This is a genomic window from Marinobacter arenosus, assembly GCF_019264345.1.
Classification (GTDB): domain Bacteria; phylum Pseudomonadota; class Gammaproteobacteria; order Pseudomonadales; family Oleiphilaceae; genus Marinobacter; species Marinobacter arenosus.
Map to the genome: position 1 here is coordinate 2,277,816 of NZ_JAHVAO010000001.1, position 22,322 is coordinate 2,300,137.

Below are 22,322 nucleotides of genomic sequence, written 5' to 3' on the forward strand. Positions count from 1 at the left end.
TGATCCATGAGCCTGTCTGTCATTCTCCCCATGTCTGCCTTTGCGCTGGTTGCCTCCATCTCCCCCGGCCCGGTGAATCTGGTGTGCCTGAGCAGCGGTACCCGGTACCCGGTGTATCAGGGCCTGGTGTTCGTTACCGGTGCCACGCTGGGCTTCATCGCGCTGTTTGTCGCGGTGGGCCTTGGCCTGCATTCGCTGTTGGCCTATGCCCCCCAGTTTGAACGCTGGCTGAGCTGGGCGGGCATCGCCTTCCTGCTGTACCTGAGCTATCGGCTGGCAACCGCCGACGGGCACCTTGCCGATGACGAAGCGCGCCCGGCACCCGGCTTCCTCACCGGGGCCCTGATGCAGTGGCTGAACCCGAAGGCCTGGCTGGCATCGGTGGCCGGCATCGGGGCGTTCACCGAAGGAGGAGACACGGCCCTACTGTGGCTGTTTGCCGGTCTGTATCTGCCCATCTGCTGGCTGTCGCTGGCGGGTTGGGTGTACGTGGGCGTGGGCCTTCGCCGGTTGGTGCAGCAACCGGGCATTCTGCGGGCCTTTAACCGTTGCCTGGCGCTGTTACTTGCCGGCAGTTGCGTTTTCCTGCTGCTGGATTGAGGGTTGCCGGTACTGGTTAGGGGTGGCGGCCACCAGCCGTTTGAACGTTCGCTGGAAATGCGCCTGGTCGGCAAAGCCGGCATTCAGGGCGGCTTCCGCAATACTGGTGCCACGCTTCAGATCGTTCTGCCCGTGCTGAACGCGGCGGTTGATCAGATAAGCGTGGGGCGTTAAGCCGTAGGCCTGTCGAAAGGCCCGCACCAGATGCCCGGGGCTGTAGCCGCTTATGGCGCACAGGTCATCCAGGGAAATCTCGTCCGTACAATGGTTGTCGAGATGGGCGGCCACCGCCGCCAGCGTGCCGGATGGCGACTTCACCGCTTCCGCGGGTTGCCCGGCCAACGTCTGCATCAGGTCGAGAAGATACTCCGCCACCCGGCTCTGTTTTTCCAGCAGGTCCCGCCCGGGGTCCAGCAGGCTCTCGGCCATGGCGCAATAGCCCTGATACTGCTCCGGATCAGTGAGCACCGCCGTCTTTAGGTCCTGCCAGTCGCAAGTCTCCAGCAGCCCGGCTTCAAACCTCAACTGAGTCAGCCAGCCGGTATCCACATACAGCATCAGATACGCCCAGGGCTGGTTATCAATCGGATTGCAGGCGTGCGGCCATTCCGGATTCATCAACACGAGCGCACCCTCGCGCACGTGATACTGGTCGTTGCGGTAGAGAAACGTACTTTCGCCGGCGGTAATCGCCCCGATTGACCAGTGCCGGTGCGTATGGAGGGCATAACAAACCTCGCGCCCATCCGCGACTTTGCGCAATTCCACATGGGGCATGCGGGCATCGCGCCAGAAAACGGGGGTGTTAGGGTTGGTCATGGTTTTGCCTCAGAACGGATCTGCCGGGCCAGTGCGCTTGGCAATAGACTAGCAGAAACTCACCGCTCCAGCTGCTCGCCGGCAACACATCACGTCTCGGGGCGGCAACGGAGCAACGCGTAGTTGGCGTCCCGGTTACCGCCTTTTCAGATTCTCAAAGGCTCGTTTTACCCAGATTGTTTGACCACCAATTTGGTGTAGGGCCACCTTTCCAACCGACCGCCTTGCTCAACGACAGGACATCTCTCGCATCGTAATTGGGGTTTCCATTAAACAGAGCAGCCGCCACCTCCGCACGAAGACGATCCAGAAAAGCTTGATCAAGGCGTAGCATGTCGACTGTATTTTTTGACTGTTCGTGCCGATACATCGCTACGGCGTATGGGAGGTACTGCTTGTTGAGATTCAAATGCACCACGGTCTTCTTGATCTGAAGAACGGTGTATTGATCCGATCCACCGTACCGCTTTCTGAGCTCTGGCCCGAGTGTATAGATGTAACCTTTAAAGGCCCGTCTCAGCTGATATTTGCGTATGAGTTCAATCATGGAAGTTAACGCCTCGGCCAGGCTGCCGCGTGAGGTTACAGTTACTCGTCTGAATCATTCAGGGGAGACCCTGACTTATAAGGCACCTTGCCCGCCGGGGTGTACTTGGCGGCCGGCTCTAAATGAATATCTTGATCATCAAAAAAGATATGGGCCTTAAAGGCCTTGATGATCTTTGATTTGTCCAAGCCACCCAGAAAGAATATTTCATCAACGTAAACGCCCCAGTGCCTCAGTGTCTTAATCACCCTCATTTCGGCCGGGCTATTTCGTGCCGTGATGATGGCAACGCGAACGGGAGAAAACTCTACGGTGTGGGGAAGCCTGTCCTGAAGCCGCGAGAGCTTCCGCAGCAACGTCGCGTAAGGCCCGTCATTCAAGGGGTTGTCTTGTTCTTTGTCCTCGACCGTATGAAACCCTTTTAAGCCTGCGGTCTTGTAGACGATCTCACTCTCATCACTGAACAATACCGCATCGCCATCGAAAGCGAGCCGGACCTGCCCATCCGGTATCTTCTCCATATTCGCAGGAGGCTCCTTGACCAGGGCCACAGCGCAGCTATCGCTATCAATCACGCGTTGAGCGTCTTTGGAGTTGGTCGTGAGGAACAGGTCAACGTCGTAGGCGTCCAGATAATCAACAACGGATTCGCCACCGGTGAAGGCCGAGCGTGTTATATCCAGCCCGTAATCGCGGATATTGTGAAAAACCCGCACGCCTGTTTCAGGGCTGTTACGAGACATGACAACCACCTCGACGAGCGGGGCTTCGTCAGCGGACTGGAACTGGTTCAGTGAGAGGAGCGCCTTCACCAAATGGAACCCTGTACCGGGCTTGAGTCCTTCAGCCTCACGCTCCGCCATGTATTCGCGGTACTCTTCAACGGCCTCTTCTCTGTTCGATTCGAACTTTCGTCGAAAGACGGAATCCGCTTCGCTCAAATCAAAGAGCGCTGTTGCGGAGATTCCGACCACCAGTGTGTCCGACAGATCAAAAGCCATGAATTCCCCTTAAACCTAACGCGAAGCGGTGGGGCTGACGGTGCGTGGCGCCGGCAAGCCGCAACAGTGACTCGTTAAGCATGCCTGGCGATAAAGAGTGACCTTGTGTCTTCTCTGACAAGGATCACCAATGCATGGATAAGCAGGTATAACGGTGCAATTAGCTTCAGAACCAGCAGGTAATAATCTGTGCTGACGATGGAGCCCGCGTATAGCAGCGCCCCTATGCCAACCAAGCCCAAGAGTGAAAGGAATCCACAGGCACCTACTGCAAACCACCACGCTTCTTTTTTGAGAGACAGGAGCCACCAAGCGATGTAGCTAATTCCGGCAACGCGGATTAACCCCCGAAACAACTCTCTCGTGTCCTCACCGCCGGATTCAAAGGCATAAAACAGCGTTCCGACCAGGACTATGAGCGCGTAACTCAACAAGAACATTGATGCTCGTTTTACCTGGTGCGGTGCATCCGAACGCTTTATAAGACCAAACATCTCAACCTCATTTTTATTGGTGCTTTACGCCCGGCTTACGCGCCGGTTTGAAACCGCGAAGCGGCGGAAAACTGGTCGCAGTGCAGTCGTTGGTTATAAGCCAATGTACCTCAACACCACATCGACTTCTGTAAAATCCCTAATCGATTTAGGGCTAGTAATACGATCTCCGACAGAGACAAAGTTGTAACCCAGAGCTTTGGAAGCCTTCTCATCCCATGGGCCATCCCCAAAATAGGTCATGGAATCGTAATGACTCTTACCCGCACGCCTTTCGGCCAACCGCATGATCTCTGTTCTGCTGTAGTGATCCGAGGAAGAGGCCAACGGTATAGCTGAGAATGTGATACCTGCTGAGCCAAGTTTCATCTTGGCTGATTCACTCCAGCCACCAGTTGCAAAAGCTACTGCAACATTCTTGCGAGCGACGAGCTGGGATAAAAGCTCATAGGCTCCAGGGATCGGGGATATAGAGTGGCACGAAATGTAATCCGCTACTCTGCTTATAAACTGTTCTTTAACGTCTGCGGTGATACTCTCGCTGTCACTTTCGAGGCCCAGGCTATCAATCACCTCGGCGAGAATCCCAGAATCAGTCACATGGCGGTAACGGCTCCAGTCAGGCCCTATCGTAACTCCCAACACATCCTTAATAGCTGCTTGAAAGCACTCGGTATCGAAGTCGTATGACTCAACCAATGTTCCGTCTATGTCAAACAAGACCAGATGCACAAGACTTCCTTGGCCTATAACAGCAATTAGGCAGCGCTCCACTATATGGAAAAAATTGACTGCTTCGCTATTACGGACAATCAATCTCACCACTCACCACCAACAAATTTATAAAACAACAGCTTAGACGAGCGCACCTCCCTCCGCCACGTATTCATTGGACATCCATGATTTGCTCCCGCGTCGTTGCCCCTGGCCCTGTCATTCCCAAAAAAAATCTTTGACCTGTGAGTAACTCACAGGTTTTAGGCTATGCTCTGTTGTACATCGGAAGCAGTCCGCGTTTGGCGTATCCAAACACTCGTTCAACCTTGAATCAGGGTTATGAGCTATGAAAGTCAAACAGTTAGCGGAAGCGGCGGCGGTCAATCCGGACACCGTCCGCTTCTATACCCGGGAAGGGCTGCTGAATCCCAGCCGCAATCCCGAGAACAATTACCAACAGTACGATACCGACGATCTGCGGCGGCTGCGCTTTGCCCGCAAGGCCCGGCAACTGGGTTTTTCGTTGCCGGAGATCCGGTCCATTCTCGATCAGGCCGACGATCATCACTCGCCCTGCCCGATGGTCCGCGAGGTGTTTGAGCAGCGGCTGGCCGAGGTTGAGCGTGAGATCGCCGAACTCCAGCAACTGCGCGAGCGCATGAAAGGCGCGCTCTCGGCCTGGCGGGATATGCCGGACGGCACACCGGACGGCCACACCATCTGCCGTCTGATTGAACATTGGGACGAAGCGTCCACCGTTAACGGATATGAGGAGTGAACAAAGATGACTGAGACAACGGCACTGCAAACCGCCTTGTCCATTTCCGGCGCCTCGTGCCAGGGCTGCGTCAAAAAGATTCGGGCCGCCCTGGAACCACTGACCGGCAGCCCGGACCTGGTCGAGGTGAACCTGGACGAACAGACCGTCGCGCTGCCTGACGACATCGATCTGGACGACGCGGCCCGCCGGGTGACCGACGCCGGGTATCCGGCCGAGCCGGTTTCCGGGGCGACCGAGTCCAGCTGCTGCAGCGTGGAGCAGACACCGGCGGAGGAACCCCCGGCTGCGGACGACGCCGTAAACCAGGGGGATCACGCCCACGAAGAGGCCGACGCGGCAAACGATGAGGGGGATCAGATTGCCCTGTCGGTGTCTGGCGCCACCTGTGCCTCCTGCGTGAACACCATTGAAAAGGCACTGAAATCGGTGCCGGGCATCACCCATGCCCATATGAACCTCGCCGACAACACGGCCACCGCCACCGGCCGGGCCGATCCCAAGGCACTGATCCGGGCGGTGGAAAGCGCCGGCTACGGTGCCAGTGTGATCGAGAACGAAGACGAGGCCGACGAGCGCAAACAGGCGCAGGACAAGAAGACCTACCGCAGTTTGTTGATCAAGATGGCGGTGAGCCTGTCCCTGGGCGTGGGCCTGATGGTCTGGGGCATGGGGTTCGGCACCATGATGGTCACCGAAGCCAATCAGGGCATCTGGCTGGTCCTGGGTGCCGTCACCCTGGTGGTGATTGCGGCCACGGGCGGTCATTTCTACACCGGCGCCTGGAAAGCCTTCCGGCACCACAACGCCAATATGGACACCCTGATTGCGTTGGGTACCGGTACCGCCTGGCTGTATTCGATTGTGGTGGCCAGCGTACCGGATGCGCTCCCGGAGATGGCCCGGCACGTCTATTTTGAGGCGTCGGCCATGATCATCGGCCTGATCAACCTGGGCCAGGCCCTGGAGCTGCGTGCCAAGGGCAAGACCTCGGAAGCGGTTCGACGGCTTCTGGACCTGCGTGCCAAGACCGCACGGGTGATTCGCGATGGCGAGGAACGGGACATTCCGGTGGAAGAGGTCCGCAAGGGCGACCGGATCCGGGTGCGCCCGGGCGAAAAACTGCCGGTGGATGGCGAAATCATAGAGGGTTCCACCCGCATTGATGAAAGCATGCTGACGGGCGAACCCATGCCGGTGAGCAAGGGCGAGGGTGACGAAGTCTCCGCCGGCACCCTGAATACCCGTGGGTCCATCATCTACGAGGCAACCCGGGTGGGCAGCGAAACCGCGCTGGCGCAGATCATCCATCTGGTCAAGAAGGCCCAGGGCTCAAAGCCCGCCATCGGCCGGCTCGCGGATAAGATTTCCTCGGTGTTCGTGCCCACGGTGATGTTGATTGCCGTGGTGGCGGCCCTGGTCTGGTACAACGTGGGTCCCGAACCCGCCGTGGTTCACATGATGGTCGCTGCCACCACCGTACTTATCATCGCCTGCCCCTGTGCCCTGGGCCTGGCAACGCCGATGTCGGTAATGGTGGGCGTTGGCAAGGCCGCGGAATACGGTGCGCTGATTCGTCAGGGCGATGCCCTGCAGACTGCCGGCAAACTGGACCTGGTGATCCTCGACAAGACCGGCACCATCACCGAGGGCCATCCGGCGGTTACCCGGGTGCACGCCACCGATGGGGATGAACAGCGGCTGCTGGCGATTGCCGCCGGGCTCGAGCAGCACTCCGAGCATCCGTTGGCCGAGGCCGTGGTGGCACGCGCCAAGGACGATGACATTAACCTTGAATCGGTGAGCAACTTCGAGGCCATCAATGGCAAGGGCGTCCGGGGCGACTACAACGGCCAGACCGTTCGTCTGGGCAACCGCCGCTGGCTGGAAAGCGAAGGTCTGGATGTGTCGGGCCTGGACGACGTCGCCCGGGACATCACCGATCAGGCCGGCACCCCGCTGTTTGTTGCCGTGGGTGACTCGGTGCTGGGCGTGATTGGCGTGGCCGATGCCATCAAGCCCGACTCCGAGGCCGCCATTGCGCGCCTGCACGAGTCCGGCATCAAGGTCATGATGGTTACCGGTGACATCGATGCCACGGCCAAGGCGATTGCCGCCCGGGCCGGCATTGACGACTACCGCGCCGAGGTCCTGCCGGAAGACAAGGCCGAGGTGGTCAGCGCCATGCGTGGCAAGGGCTATACCGTGGCCATGGTCGGTGACGGCATCAACGATGCGCCGGCCCTGGCGGCCGCCGACGTCGGCTTTGCCATTGGCACCGGCACGGACGTGGCCATCGAAAGTGCTTCCATTACCCTGATGCGGGGCTCCCTGCACGGGGTACCGGACGCCATCCAGATTTCACGGGCGACCGTAAAGAACATTCATCAGAACCTGTTCGGCGCCTTTATCTACAACACCCTCGGCATTCCGATTGCCGCCGGCCTGCTGTACCCGGTCTGGGGCATTCTGATGAGCCCGATCCTGGCGGGCGCGGCCATGTCGCTGTCGTCAGTGACCGTGGTCTCCAACGCCAACCGGCTGCGTTTCTTCAAAGCCGGCCCGGATGCCCGAAGGGAATCACCAAAGACTGATCACGATCAACAAGAGGTGCGGAACTGATGACTACTCTATTGGTCAACGCTGGAGGTGTGGTGCTCATGGCCGCCATTGTGTGGTGGTTCTGGCTGTCTCCCACAACCGGCGACGCGTCCGAACACGACCACAGCCACCACTAGCCATTATCTGAGCGAGGATGAAGTAATGAAAAAACAGGCTCTTGGATTTGCCCTGACGGCCGCGCTGGGCTTCAGCACCCCGCTGCTGGCCGCCGGTGCGGCGCAGAACATTCACGTGTACAAGTCGCCCACCTGTGGCTGCTGCACCGATTGGGTCAAGCATCTGGAAGCCAACGGCTTCGAGGTGGAGGTTACGGAGACCCAGAACCTGAACCCGGTCAAGATCGACGCCGGACTGACACCGGCACTGGCCAGTTGCCACACCGCGTTCATTGGTGACTACGTCATCGAGGGGCACGTGCCGGCGGACGACATCCATCGCCTGATTGCCGAGGCACCGCAGGCCAAGGGCCTGAGCGTACCGGGCATGCCGGCAGGTTCGCCGGGCATGGAAATGGGGGACCGCAAGGACCACTTCCAGGTCCTGATGTTCAACGACAACGGTCAGACCCGGGTGTTCTCGGAATACAACTAAGGGAAGGAAAACCGGGGCCAGTGGACTGGCCCCGGTGATTTGACGCGATCAGTAGAGGTATGGCGCCAGCGCCAGTTCCAACCGGGCCTGGGCGGCGTACAGGTTCGACGCCGGAACGACCGGTTTCTCTGGTGGAACGGCGGTCGGCCAGGCCGTCTGGAGCTCGTCCAAGGCCTTGTTGGCATCACGCCAGGCTTCCTTGTTCTGCTTCTTCAGCGCCTTCTGGTGGCTATCCAGGTAGTCCCGGGCCGCCAGCACAAAGCCCCGGCCGTCCTGGTACTCGTGCACGGCCACAAAGCGATCGCCATCCAGCGCTTCTTCATACTCCAGCGCCGCTTGCTTGGTCAGTGACAGGACGACCTTGGAGACGTTCGCTGCGCTCAGGCCCTTGCTGCCATCGGCGGCGCTCACGGCCTGCTCGGTCGCAACCCAGGCCGCCTGGAATTGCTTGTTGATATCGCCCCAGTTTTCAACGCTTCCAGCTTTTTCAGCCAGTGTTTCCAGGCGCTCGCGCAGGTCGTTCTGACCGCGATGCTTCAGGCCTTCCTCGATCATCGGGTAGACCTCAACCCAGGGGTGGGTCAGGTGCGGACGGCCCTCGGCCGCGTCACCGGATTTGATCAGTTCACGCGCGGCCAGCAGGTGGCCCTGCATCATCTGGAGCATGGCAACGTAGGCGCCATCGGAATCAACGGCGGACACGGCACTGCCGCTTTCGCCGCCTTCTCCGCCTTCGCCACCTTCACCGCCTTCACCGCCTTCGCCTCCGGCAGCAAAGTAACTGAATGCGGCACCGGCTTCGCCGCCATGGCTTTCACCACCTTCGCCACCGTGGCCCTCGCCGCCTTCACCACCATGGCCTTCGCCACCTTCTCCGCCGTGGCTTTCACCACCTTCACCACCGTGGTGCTCGCCGCCTTCACCGCCATGATGCTCACCGCCTTCGCCGCCGTGGTGTTCACCACCCTCGCCGCCATGGGCACCGGATGTCATCATCTCATCGTGATGGTCTTTCTGGTTTTCGTCGGCCACCGCGCCGGAGCTGGCCAGCAACGTTGCCATACCGATTCCGGTCCACAGTTTGAGTTTCTGGTTTTGCATTCGGGTCTCCTCAATAAGACCGCCGCCGGAGACACACGGACAGCGGGAAGATTGATGGCACATTCATGGTGGTGCATGATGAGTCAAACGGGGCGTTGATTGCAAATTATTCGTATTAACAATTGGAGACACCATGATTCTGTGTATTGGTGAGGTACTGGGCGCCGAACAACTGGAGCGCGTGCGCTCGGCACTCGACAGCGGCAGCTTTGAAGACGGCCGCAAGACCGCGGGCTGGCATGCCCGCCTGGTCAAGAACAACGAACAGATGCAGGTGGCCGACGAGACCGCCCAGGGCTTGCGGGCGGAAGTGGAAAAAACCCTCACCGGACATCCCCTGTTCCAGATGGCGGTGCGGCCGGCGAAGATGACCCCCATCCTGTTCAGCCGCTACCGGGACGGCATGACCTACGGCAACCATGTGGATGACCCGGTAATGGGTCGGGGGCCGGGGCGGCTGCGCACCGACATCTCCTTTACCCTGTTCCTGGACGACCCGGACAGCTACGATGGCGGCGAGCTGGTCACCGACACCAGCGCCGGGGAGCAGTCCTACAAGCTCCCCGCCGGCTCCGTGGTGATCTATCCCTCCTCCACCTTGCATCGGGTGGAACCGGTCACCCGGGGACAGCGTCGGGTTGCCATCGGCTGGGTTCAGAGTACCATCCGGGATCCCGCGCACCGGGAGGTGCTGTTCGATCTCGACACGGCTCGCCGCCAGCTGTTTGAGCGCGAGGGCAAGACCGCCGAGTTCGATCTGCTCACCAAGTCGCTCGCCAATCTCCAGCGTTTCTGGACCGAAATCTAGTTTGGGAAGTCCGCTATCTGACGCATGCAGCCATAACCGTTATACTCCGCCCCAACATTCATTATTTCCAGCCAGGTTCATTCATGCTCAATGCCGACGCTCTCAGCCAGTTGCGCCAGCTGAAATCCGACATCGAAGAAAATAAGGTGGTCTACCCCGGCACCGTCAAGGCCACCAACGGCCGGTTCGGGTTCGTTGCCCTGGATGAAGGTCGGGATGTATTCCTGCCTCCCGAAGAGATGCAGAAGGTGCTGCCCGGCGACCGGGTCAACGTCACCGAACAGGAAGTGGACAAAGGCAAGACCCAGGGCGTGGTGGACGAGCTGCTGGAGTCCCGGCTGACCACCTTTGTCGGCCGTTACCTGGTCAAGGGCAAGGGCCATTTCGTGGTGCCGGAGACCCCGGGCATCAACCGCTGGATCTTCATTCCGCCGAAAGCGCGCATGAACGCCCAGCCCGACGACTACATCTACTGCGAGATCCACAAGCATCCGATCAAGGATGGCAAGGGCCAGGCCCGGATACTGCGGGTGATCGGCAAGGCCGGTGAACCCGGCATCGAGCGTTCCTTGACCCTGGCCACCTTCGATCTGACGGATGCCTGGCCGGAGCCGGTGCAGGCCCAGGCCGACAGCCTTGATGAGCAATCGATCGAAGCGCGGCAGGCCGAGCGGGAGGACCGCACCTCTCAGCCCTACGTGACCATCGACAGCCCGGGCACCCAGGACATGGACGATGCCCTGTTGGCCGAACCCAACGCCACCGGCTGGACCCTGTCCATCGCCATCGCGGACCCGACCGCTCTCATCGAACCCGGCAGCCCGGCGGAGCAGGAAGCCTTCAATCGCGCCACCGCGATCTACTTTCCGGGTGAGCCCCTGCCCATGCTCCCGGACAGCCTGAGCACGCGTTTGTGCTCACTGATGCCCGAGGTCAACCGACTGGCGTTGGTGTGCGACCTGCAGGTGAACAATGACGGCAGCCTGGGCGACTACAGCTTTCACCAGGCGGTCATCCGGTCCCAGCGCAAGCTGAGCTACGAGCTGGTGGCCAACCTGATTGAAGGCCGCGAAGACGAGGACATCAAGGCGCTGCCCGACGCGGTGGCCAACAGCCTGGATCAGCTGCACCAGGTGGCGACCGCCCTGCGCAAATGGCGCAATGAGCATGCCCTGCTCAGCGGCGACCGGCCCGAGTTCCGGTTGCGGCTGGATGAGAACAAGCGCATCCGCATGATCGAGCCGTCGGTGCAGAACGAGGCCCACCGCCTGGTCGAGGAATGCATGGTGGCGGCCAACCGTTGCGCCGCGGATTTCCTGACCCGCCAGGCCTCCGGCCTGTTCATCCAGCATCCGGGCCTCCGGGACGACCGGCTGGACAACATCCGGGCGCTGCTGGAAAGCCATGCCCCGCACCTGTCCGACGTGGATGCCAACAGCGCGGACGGTTTCCGCACGCTGATGAAACAGACGGAAGAGCTCGACGCCGAGGTGCCGGTCAAGGCCATCATCTCCCGCCAGCTGGCCCGCGCGGAGCTCGGCTTCAAGGCCGCGCCGCACCAGGGCATGGGGCTGGACGCCTACACCACCTTCACGTCACCGCTGCGGAAGTTTTCCGATTTCTACGTGCATCGCCTGATCAAATCGGCGCTCTGGGATTGCCCGATGAAGGCGCTGACGGACGCACAGCTGGAAAGCCTGCAACAGGCCCAGATCCGGGCGCGTCAGGCCGCGAACAGTCTGGAAGCCTGGCTGAAAAGCGACTTTGCCAAGACCTTGGGCGACGAACCCATGCCCGGCGTCATCAGCCGCACCGTACCGGCCGGTTTCTTTGTCCGCCTGGACGCCAATGGCCTCGAAGGCTTTGTCAGCTGCAAGGACCTGGACGGCAAATACGGCTTCGATCCGGTGACCTTGCGCCTGATTCACAACAAGAACGGTCGCATCTTCCAGATCGAACAGCCGGTGAAGGTCAGTTTTGCCGGGGTCGACGAGGAACGCCGACAGATCAACTTCAAGCTGGTGGAGGCGGAGGAAATCCAGACCGCCGATAAGCCCGCCAGCTCTGGTTGAAAAACCGACAGGTCAGGCGCATCGTAAACGTAAGGAGACATCCTTGGAGGGAGGTGCGCCATGCCCATCACGCCTGACGAATTTCTGAAAAAGTACGGCTTCGACAAGGACGAAGAGGAGCGGGACCACAGCCTCCGGCACAACGCCATGGAACACGCCCGGCATCTGCGCCGGCCGCATGCCGGCACGCCCCATGACTGGGAAGAGTGGGAACGCTACAAGCGCGAACACCCGGACGAGGTGGAGGACGACGAAGGCGACAAGGCCTGACGCGCCCTCCCTGCCCGGCTAGCCCAGCATCCGCTCCAGCCGCTCATCCTTGGCCCGCCACTGGTCGGCCAGCCAATCCTTCACGTTCTTGCGGTGCTCCGCGTCGGTTGAGTAGTCCCGGCCCTTGAGGTGTTCCGGGATGGCCACCGTGTGGATCTCCATCTTGATTTCCCGGACCCGACCACAGATGAAATCCCAGAAGGTCGGCGCGCCGCCGGGGTAGGCGATGGTGACATCGACGAGGGTCTCGATGGAGTCACCCATGGCATCGAGCACGAACGCGACGCCACCGGCCTTCGGCGTGAGCAGGTGGGTGTAGGGGGATTTCTGCTTGTCGTGCTTGGCCTGGGTAAACCGGGTGCCTTCCACAAAGTTCATGACGCTCACCGGCGTGTAGCGAAATTTCTCGCAGGCAATGCGCGTGGCCTTGAGGTCCTCGCCACGCTTTTCCGGATGCTTGATCAGATACTCCCGGGTGTAGCGTTTCATGAACGGGAAATCCAGCCCCCACCAGGCCAGACCGATCACCGGCACCCAGATCAGCTGCTGCTTGAGGAAAAACTTCAGGAACGGCGCCCGGCGATTGAACACCCGCTGCATCGCCAGGATGTCCACCCAGCTCTGGTGGTTACTCAGCACCAGGTACCAGCTTTCCCGTTTCAGGTGCTCGGCCCCTTTCACGTCCCACTGGGTGCCGTGGGTCAGCTTCATCCAGCCAACGTTGCAGGCCACCCAGGCCTCGGCAATGGCGATGATCACGCGGGTGCAGAGCACACGAAACCCCTTGATCGGAACCACCAGCTTAAGGATCGCCGGGATGTACAGCAGAATGCACCAGACCAGGGTGTTGATGCCGAGCAGAATGGAATTGAGGATGCCGATTACGGGAGCCGGGAGGAAACTGAGCATGCGATTCCTGTTGTCATTGTTGGGCGGAAATGGGGGGCAATGATAGCAACCGATGACCCACTTGGGCAGTGGCCGAAAGTGACCAGTTTGCCAGTCGGGATGGACGGATCTGCCATAGCCGAACCCTGCCACGATACTCTATGGTTGCTCCCAACGTCCCCTTCGTCATCATGCCGGGCCTGACATCTATGGACTTGCCAATGCCAAACCTTCTCAAATTCGCCGCCGACCGGGCATCGGGGCTGACCCGACAAACCGCGCTCTACGCCGGCAACGCCTTTGACCGGGTGTTCCGCGCCGCCAGCCTAGTGCAGGCCGGCCAGACCCCGTTCGAGACCCTCCACAGCGACGGCCTCGTCAGCTTCCGTTACTACCCGCCGCTGGACGAGGATTTCATCGAACTGGACGACACCCTGATTCCGGTCGAACGCCAGACCCACCGCACCCCCGTGGTGATCATCCCGCCCCTGGCCGTGAACATGCTCATCTACGACCTGTTCCCCCAGCGCAGCCTGGTCCGCTTCCTGCGCGCCAAAGGCTTCGAGGTCTACCTGATCGACTGGGGCGTGCCAACCCGGGCCCACAGCCACTACAACCTGCACACCTACGTGGCAGAGCTGTTGCCGGCCTACCTGAACCGGGTGCGTCAGCACAGCGGCGAACAGGAACTGACCCTGCACGGCTGGAGCCTGGGCGGCATGTTCACCCTGTTCTACTCCGCCCTGAGCAACGACCAGCACGTGCGTAACGCCATCGTCCTGGGCTCGCCCATCGACAGCCACGCCTCCGGCATCCTCGGGCTGTTGAACCAGCGCATGGCCGACGTTGCCGAATTCGTCCGCAAACGCACCGGCTTCCGCATTCACAACGTCAAACCCCACTGGTTCCACACGCCCGGCTGGGCCAACACCATCGGCTTCAAACTGACCAACCCCATCGCCAGCGTGATGAGCTACTGGGAGCTGGTGGTGCGCCTGGGCGACCGGGAGTTTGTCACCAACCACGCCACCACCTCGGCCTTTCTCGACCGGATGGTCGCCTACCCCGGCGGCATCATCCAGGACACCGTGGTGCGCGTCTGGATCGACAACCAACTCTCCAAGGGCGACATCCAGATCGGCGACGACGTTGCCCGCCTGGAGAATGTGAACGCCAACTTACTCGCCATCGCCGGCAGCGAGGACACCATGGTCACCCCGGGCGCCGCCAAGCGGGTGATGGACCACGTCAGCTCCGGTGACAAAACCTTCCGGGTGGTGCCGGGTGGTCACATGGGGATTCTGGCGGGCAGCAAGGCGCCCAAGGAAAGCTGGCTGGAACTGGCCGAGTGGCTGGCTGAGCGCTCGGACTAAAAAGTTTTTTTCGACGGCAGGCTCTGCAGATGATTGGGCGCTGGCTTCCGGCTTCCAAAACTGTGCGGAGCCATGGATGGCGGAGCTCAAGCGCCACAGGGATGTGCTTGAGCGGGTTTTGGAAGCCGGCAGCCAGTGGCCACGCCACCAAGGCTAGAGGTTCTCAAGAGTCTCGGGCAGCTCCGAAAGTGAACTTATAACGGCAGAAGGCTCAATCCCCCAATCCTCAAGCACCTTCTCCGGATCGCGCCGAACCCAGACCGCCAGCAACCCCGCCGCCCGGGCCCCGATCACATCCCAGGCATTACTGGACACCAGGCACAAAGGCTCGTCCCAGGCGCCGGTCGCACGCCGGGCATAGGTGTATACGGCAGGGTCCGGCTTGAACGTTTTCAGATCATCCACCGACACCAGCCCCTCGAACTGCGCCAGCAGGCCGTTGTGACCCAACACCTTCTCCAGTGCCGGGTAGGTACCGTTGGAAAACGCAAACAGGGGGTATTGGCCCTTTAACGACTGCAACGCCGGCAGTGCATCGTCAAACGCGGGCAACGACAGGTAGGCCATCAGCAACTCATTCTCCCGCTGGTCCGACAACGGCAGCTTGTGGGATGCCATGGCAAACCGAAGCGCTTGCCGGGTGCACACACCAAAATCCTCGTACAGCTTCATCAACCCCTTCCGGAACGAGAACTCCAGCTGTTTCTCCCGCCACAGGGCCGCCACCGCCCCAGCCTGGTCACCGGCATCCTGCCTGAGCAATTCCGACATCCCCATGGGATCCACCAGGGTGCCGTACACATCGAACGCCAGTCGCATGGTCATCGTGATTGCTCTCCTGTTTGCCCGGACAATGGCTCAACCCTACCAAATCTTTCGGTTCGCTGCCGCGTACCGTTCCGGAGCGCCCGGCTCTGAGGTAGACTGCCATTCATGAACCCCATCGATACATTCAATCTGGACATCCGCGCCCTCGGCACCTTCATCGCCGTGCTGGATGAGGGCAGTGTGTCCCGCGCGGCGATCAAACTGGGAGTCAGTCAGTCCGCGGTCAGCCACACCCTTGATCGACTGCGACAGGCCCTGGGCGATCCCCTGTTCGTCAAATCCGGGCGCGGCATCACCCCGACCCGCTACGCGCTGCAGGCCGGACCGCACATTCGTCAGATCCTGGACGACCTGCATTCCCTGGCCTCGGGCCCGCCCTTTTCGCCGCAAACCGCCGAGTTCACCTTCACCATCGCCGCCAACGACTACCAGCGCGACCTTCTGCTGCCCCACCTGGCCAAGACGCTGCGCCGCGAGTCGCCGGGCATCCGGCTGCAGGTGATTCCGTCCGGCATCCCCAATGCCGACATGCTGCGCAAGGACGTCTGCGACTTGATCCTGTCGCCCCACGCCCCGGAGGCGACCGACATCATGCAGCGCGGTCTGATGGCCGATCGCATGGTGGTGTTCTACGACCCGGCCCAACGAGACGCCCCGAAGGATCTGGCGGACTACCTCAAGGCCGACCACATCGCCCTGCTGTTCGCCACGGGCGAGAAACCCGGCCTGGAAACCTCCCTGTCCGCCCGCGGCCTGACTCGGAGAAACCTGGTGACCGTCTCCAATTTCTCCGGCCTGCCCGAATTCCTGCGCGGGACCGATATGCTGGCCACCGCGCCCGAGCTGATGAGCAAACACTTACTTCGGGACTTTGCCTGGACACCCCTGCCCTTCGACTTCAAACCCTTCACCCTGTTGATGCTCTGGCATCGCCGGAACCAGAACGACCCCGCCCACCGCTGGCTGCGGAATCATGTGAACGCCGTGGCAGCGACCATGAACGGTCTCAACCCATAATCAATCGATATTGTTCATATATCGTATGAAGCCTGCGGCCGTTATTTTTCTGGCCGAACGACACTAGACTCCCTTCAACAGTTTGACCGCCTGCTGGGATAAATGCCTTCCAAAACTGCGCGGAGCCGAGGATGGCGAAGCTCAAGCGCCACAGGGATGTGCCGCCAGGAGCGGGTTTTGGAAGGCATTTATCCCAGCGGGCCTCCTCCACTCTCAGGAAACAAGATGCTCACGCTTACCAGTGTCTGGACAACCATCCTGCTCGCCGCCGCCGTGGCGCTCGGGCCGCTCGCCACCGACATGTACCTGCCGGCGCTGCCGCAGATCGGGAGCGACTTTGGTACCGGCACCGATCAGGTCCAGCTGACACTGAGCCTCTACATGGTCGGCTTTGCGCTGGCCCAGCTTATCTGCGGCCCCCTGGCCGACCGCTTCGGCCGCAAGCCGATCATGATCGGGGGCTTCGTGCTATTCGCTATCGCCAGCATTGGCTGTGCTCTTGCCACGAACATCGAAACCCTGATGCTGTGTCGGTTCCTGCAAGCCCTGGGTGGTTCGGCAGGCCCGGTCCTGGGCCGCGCCGCGATCCGGGACATTTACACCCCCCGTGAAGCCGCCAGGATCCTCGCCATTCTTGCCAGCATCATGGCACTGGCACCGGCCATTGCGCCCACCATCGGCGGCTTCCTGGTCGCCGGCCTCGGCTGGTCGTCCATTTTCCTGGTCCTCGCAGGCTACGCCCTGGTGATGGCGGTTGTGGTGGCCTTCGGCATTCCCGAACCCATGCGCCCGGACTATCGCCAGCCGCTCAAGCTCTGCAGCCTGCTGCGTAACTATCGGCGCATTGGCACCGACATCAGCTTTCTTGGCTACACCCTGACCAACGCCCTGATTTTCTCGGGCCTGTTTGCGTTTCTGTCGGGTTCGTCGTTCGTGCTGATCGACTTCCTGGGTGTGGCGCCCGAACACTTCGGGCTGTTCTTCGCGTGCATGGTGGCCGGCTACGTCACCGGGAACCTGTCCGCCGTTCGCCTGGGCAGCAGACTGCTGCCAGACCAGATTCTGGTACGAGGACTGGTCATCGCGGTGGCCGGTGGCGGTTTGATGGCAGGGCTTGCCCTGGCCGGGGTTTACAATGTCTGGGCGGTCATTCTGCCCCAGACCCTGTTCATGCTCGGCACCGGCATGGTGCTGCCCCAGACCATGGCCGGCGCAATGGCCAACTTCCCGCGCATGGCCGGTTCGGCATCCGCCCTGTTCGGTTTTGCCCAGATGGCCGTTGCGGCCGGTGCCGGCATGCTGGTGGGCCACCTCCACGATGGCACGTCACTCGTGATGGCCATGGTGATTGCGGTGTGCGCCTGTGCGGCCCTGGCCAGCTACCTGCTGCTGGTCCAGCGACATCCGGCAGTGGGTTTCGAACCCCAGGGTGCCTCCGCGCCATAATCACTGGCCAGAGAACCGATCGGGTGCAAGATAGTCCAAACTGGACTACAAAGAGTAAATTGAATAACTCTGATTCCCACGCACCCGATAGCTAAGGAAAGGTCATGAGCAAGGTAAATCTCGACGGCAACCCCATTGAACTGAGCGGCAACTTCCCGAAACCGGGTGAAAACGCGCCGCCCTTTACCCTCACCAACAGCGGCCTGGAAGAGGTCAAACTGGACAGCTGGGCCGGCAAGCGCAAGATTCTCAACATCGTCCCCAGCGTAGACACCGGCGTGTGCGCCGCTTCCACCCGCAAGTTCAACGAAAAGGCCGGCAGCCTCGAAAACACGGTTGTCCTGGTCGTCTCAGCAGACCTGCCATTCGCCGCCGCCCGATTCTGCGGCGCGGAAGGCCTGAAGAACGTGATCACGCTGTCGACGTTCCGCAACTACAGCTTCCAGCAGGACTACGGCGTCGCCATCCAGGACGGTCCGCTGGCAGGGCTGTGTGCCCGTGCGGTGGTCGTGCTGGATGAGGACAACAAGGTCATGTACAGCCAACTGGTCGATGAGATCAAGGACGAGCCGGATTACGAGGCCGCGTTAAAGGCACTCTGACCCGCCGAACGGATCGGGCTGACGGCGCATCCTGCGGCGTCAGCCCCGACCAGCACGTCGCCACCGAAACCTGGCCCCAAACCTGTTAAGATCTGTGCCCCATGTCGAACCAAGGCCACACCCTCATCCCGTGAGCAAACCACCCGAGACCGCCAGCCTGCCCCGTCAGCTCTACACCATGACCTGGCCCATGCTGTTTGGCGTGCTCTCCCTGATGACCTTTCAACTGGCCGACAGCGCCTTTATCGGCCAACTAGGCCGGGATCCCCTGGCGGCCCTGGGCTTCACCCTGCCCATGCAGCAGCTCATCATCGGGCTTCAGGTGGGGCTCGGCATCGCCACCACGGCGATCATTTCCCGAACCCTGGGCCAGGGCGACGAACTCCGTGCCTTTCGCTTGGGCGGGCTGGTCATCACGGTCGGCGGCAGCCTGGTGTTCGTGCTGTGTGTGGGACTGTGGGTGCTGCAGGAGTGGATCATGACCGCGCTCGGGGCCGAGGAGTCACTGCTGCCCATGATTCGCAGCTACTGGCTGCCCTGGCTGATTGCTGCCTGGACCGGCGCCACCCTGTACTTTGGCTACAGCGTCTGCCGTTCCCATGGCGACACCAAGCTGCCGGGCTACATGATGGTCGCCACCAGCCTGCTTAACATCGCCCTGGATCCGCTCTACATCTTTGTCTTCGACTGGGGCCTCCCCGGTGCCGCCTGGGCAACGGTCACCTCCTTTAGCCTGGGCTGCCTGGTGATCTATCCCAAGCTCCTGAAACGGCACTGGGCCCGGTTCGATCTCCGCCAGCTTGCCCTGGGCCAGGCGCTGAAGCAGCTCAACGGCATCATGGCGCCGGCCATGGTCAGCCAGCTGATGCCGCCGGCCTCGGCCATGCTGGCCACCGCGATGGTGGCGGGTTTTGGGTCGGCAGCGGTGGCGGCCTGGGGGCTGGGCACGCGCCTGGAATTCTTTTCGATCGTGGTGGTGCTGGCGCTGACCATGTCGATGCCACCGATGATCGGCCGGTTGCTGGGCGCCGGGGATATCGAGCAGATCCGCAAACTGGTGCGCATCGCGGTGCGGTTTGTGGTCGCCTGGCAGTTGGCCATCGGGCTGACCTGGCTGGTCGCCTCGGGGCTGGTGTCGGAGCTGTTCACCAGCGATGCCCAGGTTCAGGACATCCTGGCCGGCTACCTGCTCCGGGTGCCGCTGAGTTACAGCGGCCTCGGGGTGTGCATGCTGATGGTGTCGGTGTGCAACGCCCTGGGCTTGGCCATGCGGGCGTTGCTGGTATCCACGCTGCGGCTGTTCCTGTGCTTTTTGCCACTGCTCTGGCTCGGCAGCCAGCTCAATGGCATCTACGGCCTGATGAGCGGGGCCCTGGTGGGCAACCTGTTTGCCGGCGTTATGGCCTACAGCTTCTATCGCGCCGGCATGACCAAGCTGCGCTCGGCGCCGGTATCAGCCAAAGCGTGAGCGGAAGCTCTCGGGCATGGGCGCCACTTCCTTGCGCTGGTAGTTGAAGAACACAAAGCCGTACTTGGCCAGCGCCACAGGCTGGCCGCTTTCGGCCTTGGTGACCCGGAACACGAAATCCCCGCCGTACTTGTTGAAATCCATCAACCCGACTTCAAACCGAAGCATTTCCGGGAAGAAGGATTCGGACTGATACATGGTGGCCAGATCGGTCACGATGATGCCGATCCCGTCGTGGCCAGCTTCCTGGATGCCGTAGTTCACCAGGAACTGGGCGCGGGCCTCCGACAGCATGGAGATCAGCGCGTCGTTGCCCAGGTGGTTAGCCCCGTTGATGTCGGTGATGCGCACCGGCATGTTGGTTTCGAAACAGAAGACGTCATCCGGGAAAGCGAGTTTGATGCGGGCCACGTGGGGTACCTGTCTGGCTGGGGATTCGATTGGCAGGGCGCATAATACGCGTTTGGCTTGGACTGTTCATCTTGCGGTGAATTCAGTTATCTTGCTTCGTATCTCTTATCCGGCGCTCCAATACATATTAACAACGGGAAAACTATGGATATTCGCCCTGCGGCCACTCTGGTTCTGACTCGGGATACGGAAGACGGTGTTGAAGTGCTGCTGCTTCAGCGCACCTGGGATGCGGTCTTTCTTCCCGGCTATTTCGTGTTTCCGGGGGGCGCGGTGGATCAGCAGGAAGCCACGGCCCGGGCGCACGCGGTGGGGCCGGAGGATACCGAGATCAGCCAGGTCATGAGCCTGGACGAGGGCGGCGCCGACTACATGCTCGCCGCCGTCCGGGAGTGTTTCGAGGAGGCCGGCATTCTGGTGGCCATCGATGAGGCCGGCCAGACCATCGGCGCGGATCACCCCGTGCATCGGGACCGTGAGGCGGTATTCCAGGGCGAACTGGGCCTGGCGGACCTGTGCCAGCGGCACGGGCTGACCATTCCGCTGGACCGGCTGGCGTACCTGAGCCACTGGACCACGCCACCGGGGCCGCCTCGCCGCTTCGATACCCGCTTTTTCGTGACCGGCGCGCCCGAGGGTCAAACCGCCAGCCACGACGGTACCGAGACCATCGACCATCTGTGGATCAGCCCGCTGCAGGCCCTGGAAGACCATCGCAGTGGCCGCCGTCTGCTCGGGCTGCCAACGCTTCGGACCATGCGAGTATTGAGCGATTTTCCGAGCACCGAGGCGCTGATGCGCTATGCCCACGCCAACCCGCCGGAGACCTACCCCAGCCAGCCCTGGCCGGCATTGAAGAAGGGCAAGCCGGTCATGCTGGAGCCTGGGGCGCCGGCCTACGACGAGGCCACCCAGCTTGATCCCGAGGGCGAGGGCAGTACCCGCGCCGAGATTGTTCCGGGCGAGCCGGTCGAGGTGGCCGCCGGTGTGGTTCGGCTGACCGCACCCAACCCGGGCATGATGACCGGGCCAGGCACCAACACCTATGTGCTGGGCGATGAACGTTTTACCGTACTCGACCCCGGCCCGGACGATGCGGTGCACATCGAGCGCATTCTGGAACTGACCGGCGGCGTCATTGACCAGGTGATCGTCACCCACACGCACCCGGATCATTCACCCGCCACCGCCACATTGAAGGCAAAAACCGGGTGTCGGGTCTTCGGCCTGCCCGCGCCCAAGGGCCCCAGTCAGGACCAGACGTTTGCACCGGATGACGAGCCCGAACACGGCGACCTGATTGTGACCGAGGCAGGGCTTCTGAAGACTCTGCACACGCCCGGCCACGCGTCGAACCACGTGTGTTATCTGCTGGAAGGTCCCAACATGCTGTTCTCCGGTGACCACATCATGCAGGGGTCAACGGTGGTGATTAATCCGCCGGATGGCGACATGAAGGCGTACCTCGATGCCCTGTACGATCTGCTTGGGGAATCGATCCGGGTGATTGCCCCGGCGCACGGCTTTCTGATGGGGTATCCGGAAGCGGTGATTGATTTCCTGATCACCCACCGGCTGGCCCGGGAACACAAGGTGGCCAAGGCGCTGAAACAACACGGACCGGCCACGCTGAAGGATCTGACGACCCACGCCTACGACGACGTTCCGGCCGCCATTCATGGCCTGGCGGCGCGCTCGGCGCTCGCCCATTTGCTGAAGCTGGAGATCGACGGCCGCGCCCGCCAGTCTGACGAGCTCTGGCAGCCCACCCCGCGCACCTGATTGGCAGCCGGAGCCGGGCGGATAGCCCGGCTCCGGCTGACTTCCTCGCGATGCCTTCCGGCAAACAAACGCCTAACGCGGTAACAA

22 protein-coding genes are annotated in these 22,322 nt (G+C 61.4%); 13 read left to right on the top strand and 9 right to left on the bottom strand.

The window, feature by feature from the left end; translation table 11 throughout:
* Positions 1 to 12: 12 nt before the first annotated feature.
* Positions 13 to 600: a LysE family translocator gene (locus KXD86_RS10505; RefSeq protein WP_228739539.1), complete on the top strand. Its 588-nt coding sequence runs from the start codon at positions 13 to 15 to the stop codon at positions 598 to 600.
* On the opposite strand, the gene KXD86_RS10510 is transcribed toward KXD86_RS10505, so the two are convergent.
* The 5 genes from KXD86_RS10510 to KXD86_RS10530 form a co-directional block, all read right to left on the bottom strand.
* A complete protein-coding gene (locus KXD86_RS10510) occupies positions 562 to 1,419 on the bottom strand; it encodes an AraC family transcriptional regulator (protein ID WP_218635973.1) in 858 nt (285 codons plus the stop codon). The two genes, KXD86_RS10505 and KXD86_RS10510, sit on opposite strands and share 39 nt — an antisense overlap.
* Positions 1,420 to 1,573: 154 nt before the next feature.
* Positions 1,574 to 1,966, bottom strand: coding sequence for a DUF6559 family protein (locus KXD86_RS10515; RefSeq protein ID WP_218635974.1), 393 nt, complete (start codon positions 1,964 to 1,966; stop codon positions 1,574 to 1,576).
* Between the two features lie 41 nt (positions 1,967 to 2,007).
* Positions 2,008 to 2,967: a 5'-nucleotidase gene (locus KXD86_RS10520; protein WP_218635975.1), complete on the bottom strand. Its 960-nt coding sequence runs from the start codon at positions 2,965 to 2,967 to the stop codon at positions 2,008 to 2,010.
* 74 nt (positions 2,968 to 3,041) lie between these two features.
* Positions 3,042 to 3,461: a hypothetical protein gene (locus KXD86_RS10525; protein ID WP_218635976.1), complete on the bottom strand. Its 420-nt coding sequence runs from the start codon at positions 3,459 to 3,461 to the stop codon at positions 3,042 to 3,044.
* 93 nt (positions 3,462 to 3,554) lie between these two features.
* Entirely contained in the window at positions 3,555 to 4,283 is a 729-nt protein-coding gene (locus tag KXD86_RS10530; RefSeq protein WP_312846278.1) for an HAD family hydrolase, read from the bottom strand.
* A 241-nt stretch (positions 4,284 to 4,524) separates the two neighbouring features.
* Between KXD86_RS10530 and KXD86_RS10535 the strand changes: the two genes are divergently transcribed.
* The 3 genes from KXD86_RS10535 to KXD86_RS10545 all read left to right on the top strand — a co-directional run bounded on the left by KXD86_RS10535 (position 4,525) and on the right by KXD86_RS10545 (position 8,169).
* Complete coding sequence (locus KXD86_RS10535) at positions 4,525 to 4,956, top strand: MerR family transcriptional regulator (protein ID WP_218635977.1); 432 nt, start codon at positions 4,525 to 4,527, stop codon at positions 4,954 to 4,956.
* A gap of 6 nt (positions 4,957 to 4,962) precedes the next feature.
* Complete coding sequence (locus KXD86_RS10540; protein ID WP_218635978.1) at positions 4,963 to 7,578, top strand: heavy metal translocating P-type ATPase; 2,616 nt, start codon at positions 4,963 to 4,965, stop codon at positions 7,576 to 7,578.
* Between the two features lie 141 nt (positions 7,579 to 7,719).
* Entirely contained in the window at positions 7,720 to 8,169 is a 450-nt protein-coding gene (locus tag KXD86_RS10545) for a DUF411 domain-containing protein (RefSeq protein WP_218635979.1), read from the top strand.
* Between the two features lie 48 nt (positions 8,170 to 8,217).
* On the opposite strand, the gene KXD86_RS10550 is transcribed toward KXD86_RS10545, so the two are convergent.
* Entirely contained in the window at positions 8,218 to 9,270 is a 1,053-nt protein-coding gene (locus tag KXD86_RS10550; RefSeq protein ID WP_218635980.1) for a 4-helix bundle domain-containing protein, read from the bottom strand.
* A gap of 133 nt (positions 9,271 to 9,403) precedes the next feature.
* Between KXD86_RS10550 and KXD86_RS10555 the strand changes: the two genes are divergently transcribed.
* From KXD86_RS10555 to KXD86_RS10565, 3 genes are all read left to right on the top strand, one after another.
* Positions 9,404 to 10,078: a Fe2+-dependent dioxygenase gene (locus tag KXD86_RS10555; protein WP_218635981.1), complete on the top strand. Its 675-nt coding sequence runs from the start codon at positions 9,404 to 9,406 to the stop codon at positions 10,076 to 10,078.
* An 83-nt stretch (positions 10,079 to 10,161) separates the two neighbouring features.
* The gene (locus KXD86_RS10560) at positions 10,162 to 12,150 is read left to right on the top strand and encodes a ribonuclease R family protein (protein ID WP_218635982.1); all 1,989 of its coding nucleotides are present in this window, start codon (positions 10,162 to 10,164) and stop codon (positions 12,148 to 12,150) included.
* Between the two features lie 60 nt (positions 12,151 to 12,210).
* Entirely contained in the window at positions 12,211 to 12,420 is a 210-nt protein-coding gene (locus tag KXD86_RS10565) for a hypothetical protein (RefSeq protein ID WP_218635983.1), read from the top strand.
* A gap of 18 nt (positions 12,421 to 12,438) precedes the next feature.
* On the opposite strand, the gene yihG is transcribed toward KXD86_RS10565, so the two are convergent.
* Positions 12,439 to 13,329 carry a 1-acylglycerol-3-phosphate O-acyltransferase, YihG family gene (gene yihG / locus KXD86_RS10570; RefSeq protein ID WP_218635984.1) on the bottom strand — a complete coding sequence of 297 codons (891 nt, stop codon included), beginning with the start codon at positions 13,327 to 13,329 and terminating at the stop codon, positions 12,439 to 12,441.
* Between the two features lie 200 nt (positions 13,330 to 13,529).
* On the opposite strand from yihG, the gene KXD86_RS10575 reads away from it, so the two are divergent.
* Complete coding sequence (locus KXD86_RS10575; RefSeq protein ID WP_218635985.1) at positions 13,530 to 14,681, top strand: alpha/beta fold hydrolase; 1,152 nt, start codon at positions 13,530 to 13,532, stop codon at positions 14,679 to 14,681.
* Between the two features lie 153 nt (positions 14,682 to 14,834).
* On the opposite strand, the gene KXD86_RS10580 is transcribed toward KXD86_RS10575, so the two are convergent.
* Complete coding sequence (locus KXD86_RS10580; protein ID WP_218635986.1) at positions 14,835 to 15,506, bottom strand: haloacid dehalogenase type II; 672 nt, start codon at positions 15,504 to 15,506, stop codon at positions 14,835 to 14,837.
* Positions 15,507 to 15,614: 108 nt separating this feature from the next.
* On the opposite strand from KXD86_RS10580, the gene KXD86_RS10585 reads away from it, so the two are divergent.
* The 4 genes from KXD86_RS10585 to KXD86_RS10600 all read left to right on the top strand — a co-directional run bounded on the left by KXD86_RS10585 (position 15,615) and on the right by KXD86_RS10600 (position 20,042).
* Entirely contained in the window at positions 15,615 to 16,526 is a 912-nt protein-coding gene (locus KXD86_RS10585) for a LysR family transcriptional regulator (RefSeq protein ID WP_218635987.1), read from the top strand.
* Positions 16,527 to 16,751: 225 nt separating this feature from the next.
* Complete coding sequence (locus KXD86_RS10590; protein ID WP_218635988.1) at positions 16,752 to 17,972, top strand: multidrug effflux MFS transporter; 1,221 nt, start codon at positions 16,752 to 16,754, stop codon at positions 17,970 to 17,972.
* 104 nt (positions 17,973 to 18,076) lie between these two features.
* Positions 18,077 to 18,574 carry a thiol peroxidase gene (gene tpx, locus KXD86_RS10595; RefSeq protein WP_218635989.1) on the top strand — a complete coding sequence of 166 codons (498 nt, stop codon included), beginning with the start codon at positions 18,077 to 18,079 and terminating at the stop codon, positions 18,572 to 18,574.
* 178 nt (positions 18,575 to 18,752) lie between these two features.
* On the top strand, positions 18,753 to 20,042 hold the full coding sequence (locus KXD86_RS10600) for an MATE family efflux transporter (protein WP_218636798.1): 1,290 nt from the start codon (positions 18,753 to 18,755) through the stop codon (positions 20,040 to 20,042).
* Here the strand turns inward: KXD86_RS10600 and KXD86_RS10605 are convergent.
* Positions 20,028 to 20,453 (bottom strand): thioesterase family protein, encoded by a 426-nt coding sequence (locus KXD86_RS10605; protein ID WP_218635990.1) that lies wholly within the window; start codon positions 20,451 to 20,453, stop codon positions 20,028 to 20,030. The two genes, KXD86_RS10600 and KXD86_RS10605, sit on opposite strands and share 15 nt — an antisense overlap.
* Before the next feature lie 144 nt (positions 20,454 to 20,597).
* Between KXD86_RS10605 and KXD86_RS10610 the strand changes: the two genes are divergently transcribed.
* Positions 20,598 to 22,235: an MBL fold metallo-hydrolase gene (locus KXD86_RS10610; RefSeq protein WP_218635991.1), complete on the top strand. Its 1,638-nt coding sequence runs from the start codon at positions 20,598 to 20,600 to the stop codon at positions 22,233 to 22,235.
* Positions 22,236 to 22,322: the final 87 nt, after the last annotated feature.

Coding starts and splice junctions, on each gene's coding strand:
- KXD86_RS10510 (WP_218635973.1), bottom strand. CDS start 1,419: ATGACCAACCCTAACACCCCCGTTTTCTGGCGCGATGCCCGCATGCCC.
- KXD86_RS10515 (WP_218635974.1), bottom strand. CDS start 1,966: ATGATTGAACTCATACGCAAATATCAGCTGAGACGGGCCTTTAAAGGT.
- KXD86_RS10520 (WP_218635975.1), bottom strand. CDS start 2,967: ATGGCTTTTGATCTGTCGGACACACTGGTGGTCGGAATCTCCGCAACA.
- KXD86_RS10525 (WP_218635976.1), bottom strand. CDS start 3,461: ATGTTTGGTCTTATAAAGCGTTCGGATGCACCGCACCAGGTAAAACGA.
- KXD86_RS10535 (WP_218635977.1), top strand. CDS start 4,525: ATGAAAGTCAAACAGTTAGCGGAAGCGGCGGCGGTCAATCCGGACACC.
- KXD86_RS10540 (WP_218635978.1), top strand. CDS start 4,963: ATGACTGAGACAACGGCACTGCAAACCGCCTTGTCCATTTCCGGCGCC.
- KXD86_RS10545 (WP_218635979.1), top strand. CDS start 7,720: ATGAAAAAACAGGCTCTTGGATTTGCCCTGACGGCCGCGCTGGGCTTC.
- KXD86_RS10550 (WP_218635980.1), bottom strand. CDS start 9,270: ATGCAAAACCAGAAACTCAAACTGTGGACCGGAATCGGTATGGCAACG.
- KXD86_RS10555 (WP_218635981.1), top strand. CDS start 9,404: ATGATTCTGTGTATTGGTGAGGTACTGGGCGCCGAACAACTGGAGCGC.
- KXD86_RS10560 (WP_218635982.1), top strand. CDS start 10,162: ATGCTCAATGCCGACGCTCTCAGCCAGTTGCGCCAGCTGAAATCCGAC.
- KXD86_RS10565 (WP_218635983.1), top strand. CDS start 12,211: ATGCCCATCACGCCTGACGAATTTCTGAAAAAGTACGGCTTCGACAAG.
- yihG (WP_218635984.1), bottom strand. CDS start 13,329: ATGCTCAGTTTCCTCCCGGCTCCCGTAATCGGCATCCTCAATTCCATT.
- KXD86_RS10575 (WP_218635985.1), top strand. CDS start 13,530: ATGCCAAACCTTCTCAAATTCGCCGCCGACCGGGCATCGGGGCTGACC.
- KXD86_RS10580 (WP_218635986.1), bottom strand. CDS start 15,506: ATGACCATGCGACTGGCGTTCGATGTGTACGGCACCCTGGTGGATCCC.
- KXD86_RS10585 (WP_218635987.1), top strand. CDS start 15,615: ATGAACCCCATCGATACATTCAATCTGGACATCCGCGCCCTCGGCACC.
- KXD86_RS10590 (WP_218635988.1), top strand. CDS start 16,752: ATGCTCACGCTTACCAGTGTCTGGACAACCATCCTGCTCGCCGCCGCC.
- tpx (WP_218635989.1), top strand. CDS start 18,077: ATGAGCAAGGTAAATCTCGACGGCAACCCCATTGAACTGAGCGGCAAC.
- KXD86_RS10600 (WP_218636798.1), top strand. CDS start 18,753: ATGACCTGGCCCATGCTGTTTGGCGTGCTCTCCCTGATGACCTTTCAA.
- KXD86_RS10610 (WP_218635991.1), top strand. CDS start 20,598: ATGGATATTCGCCCTGCGGCCACTCTGGTTCTGACTCGGGATACGGAA.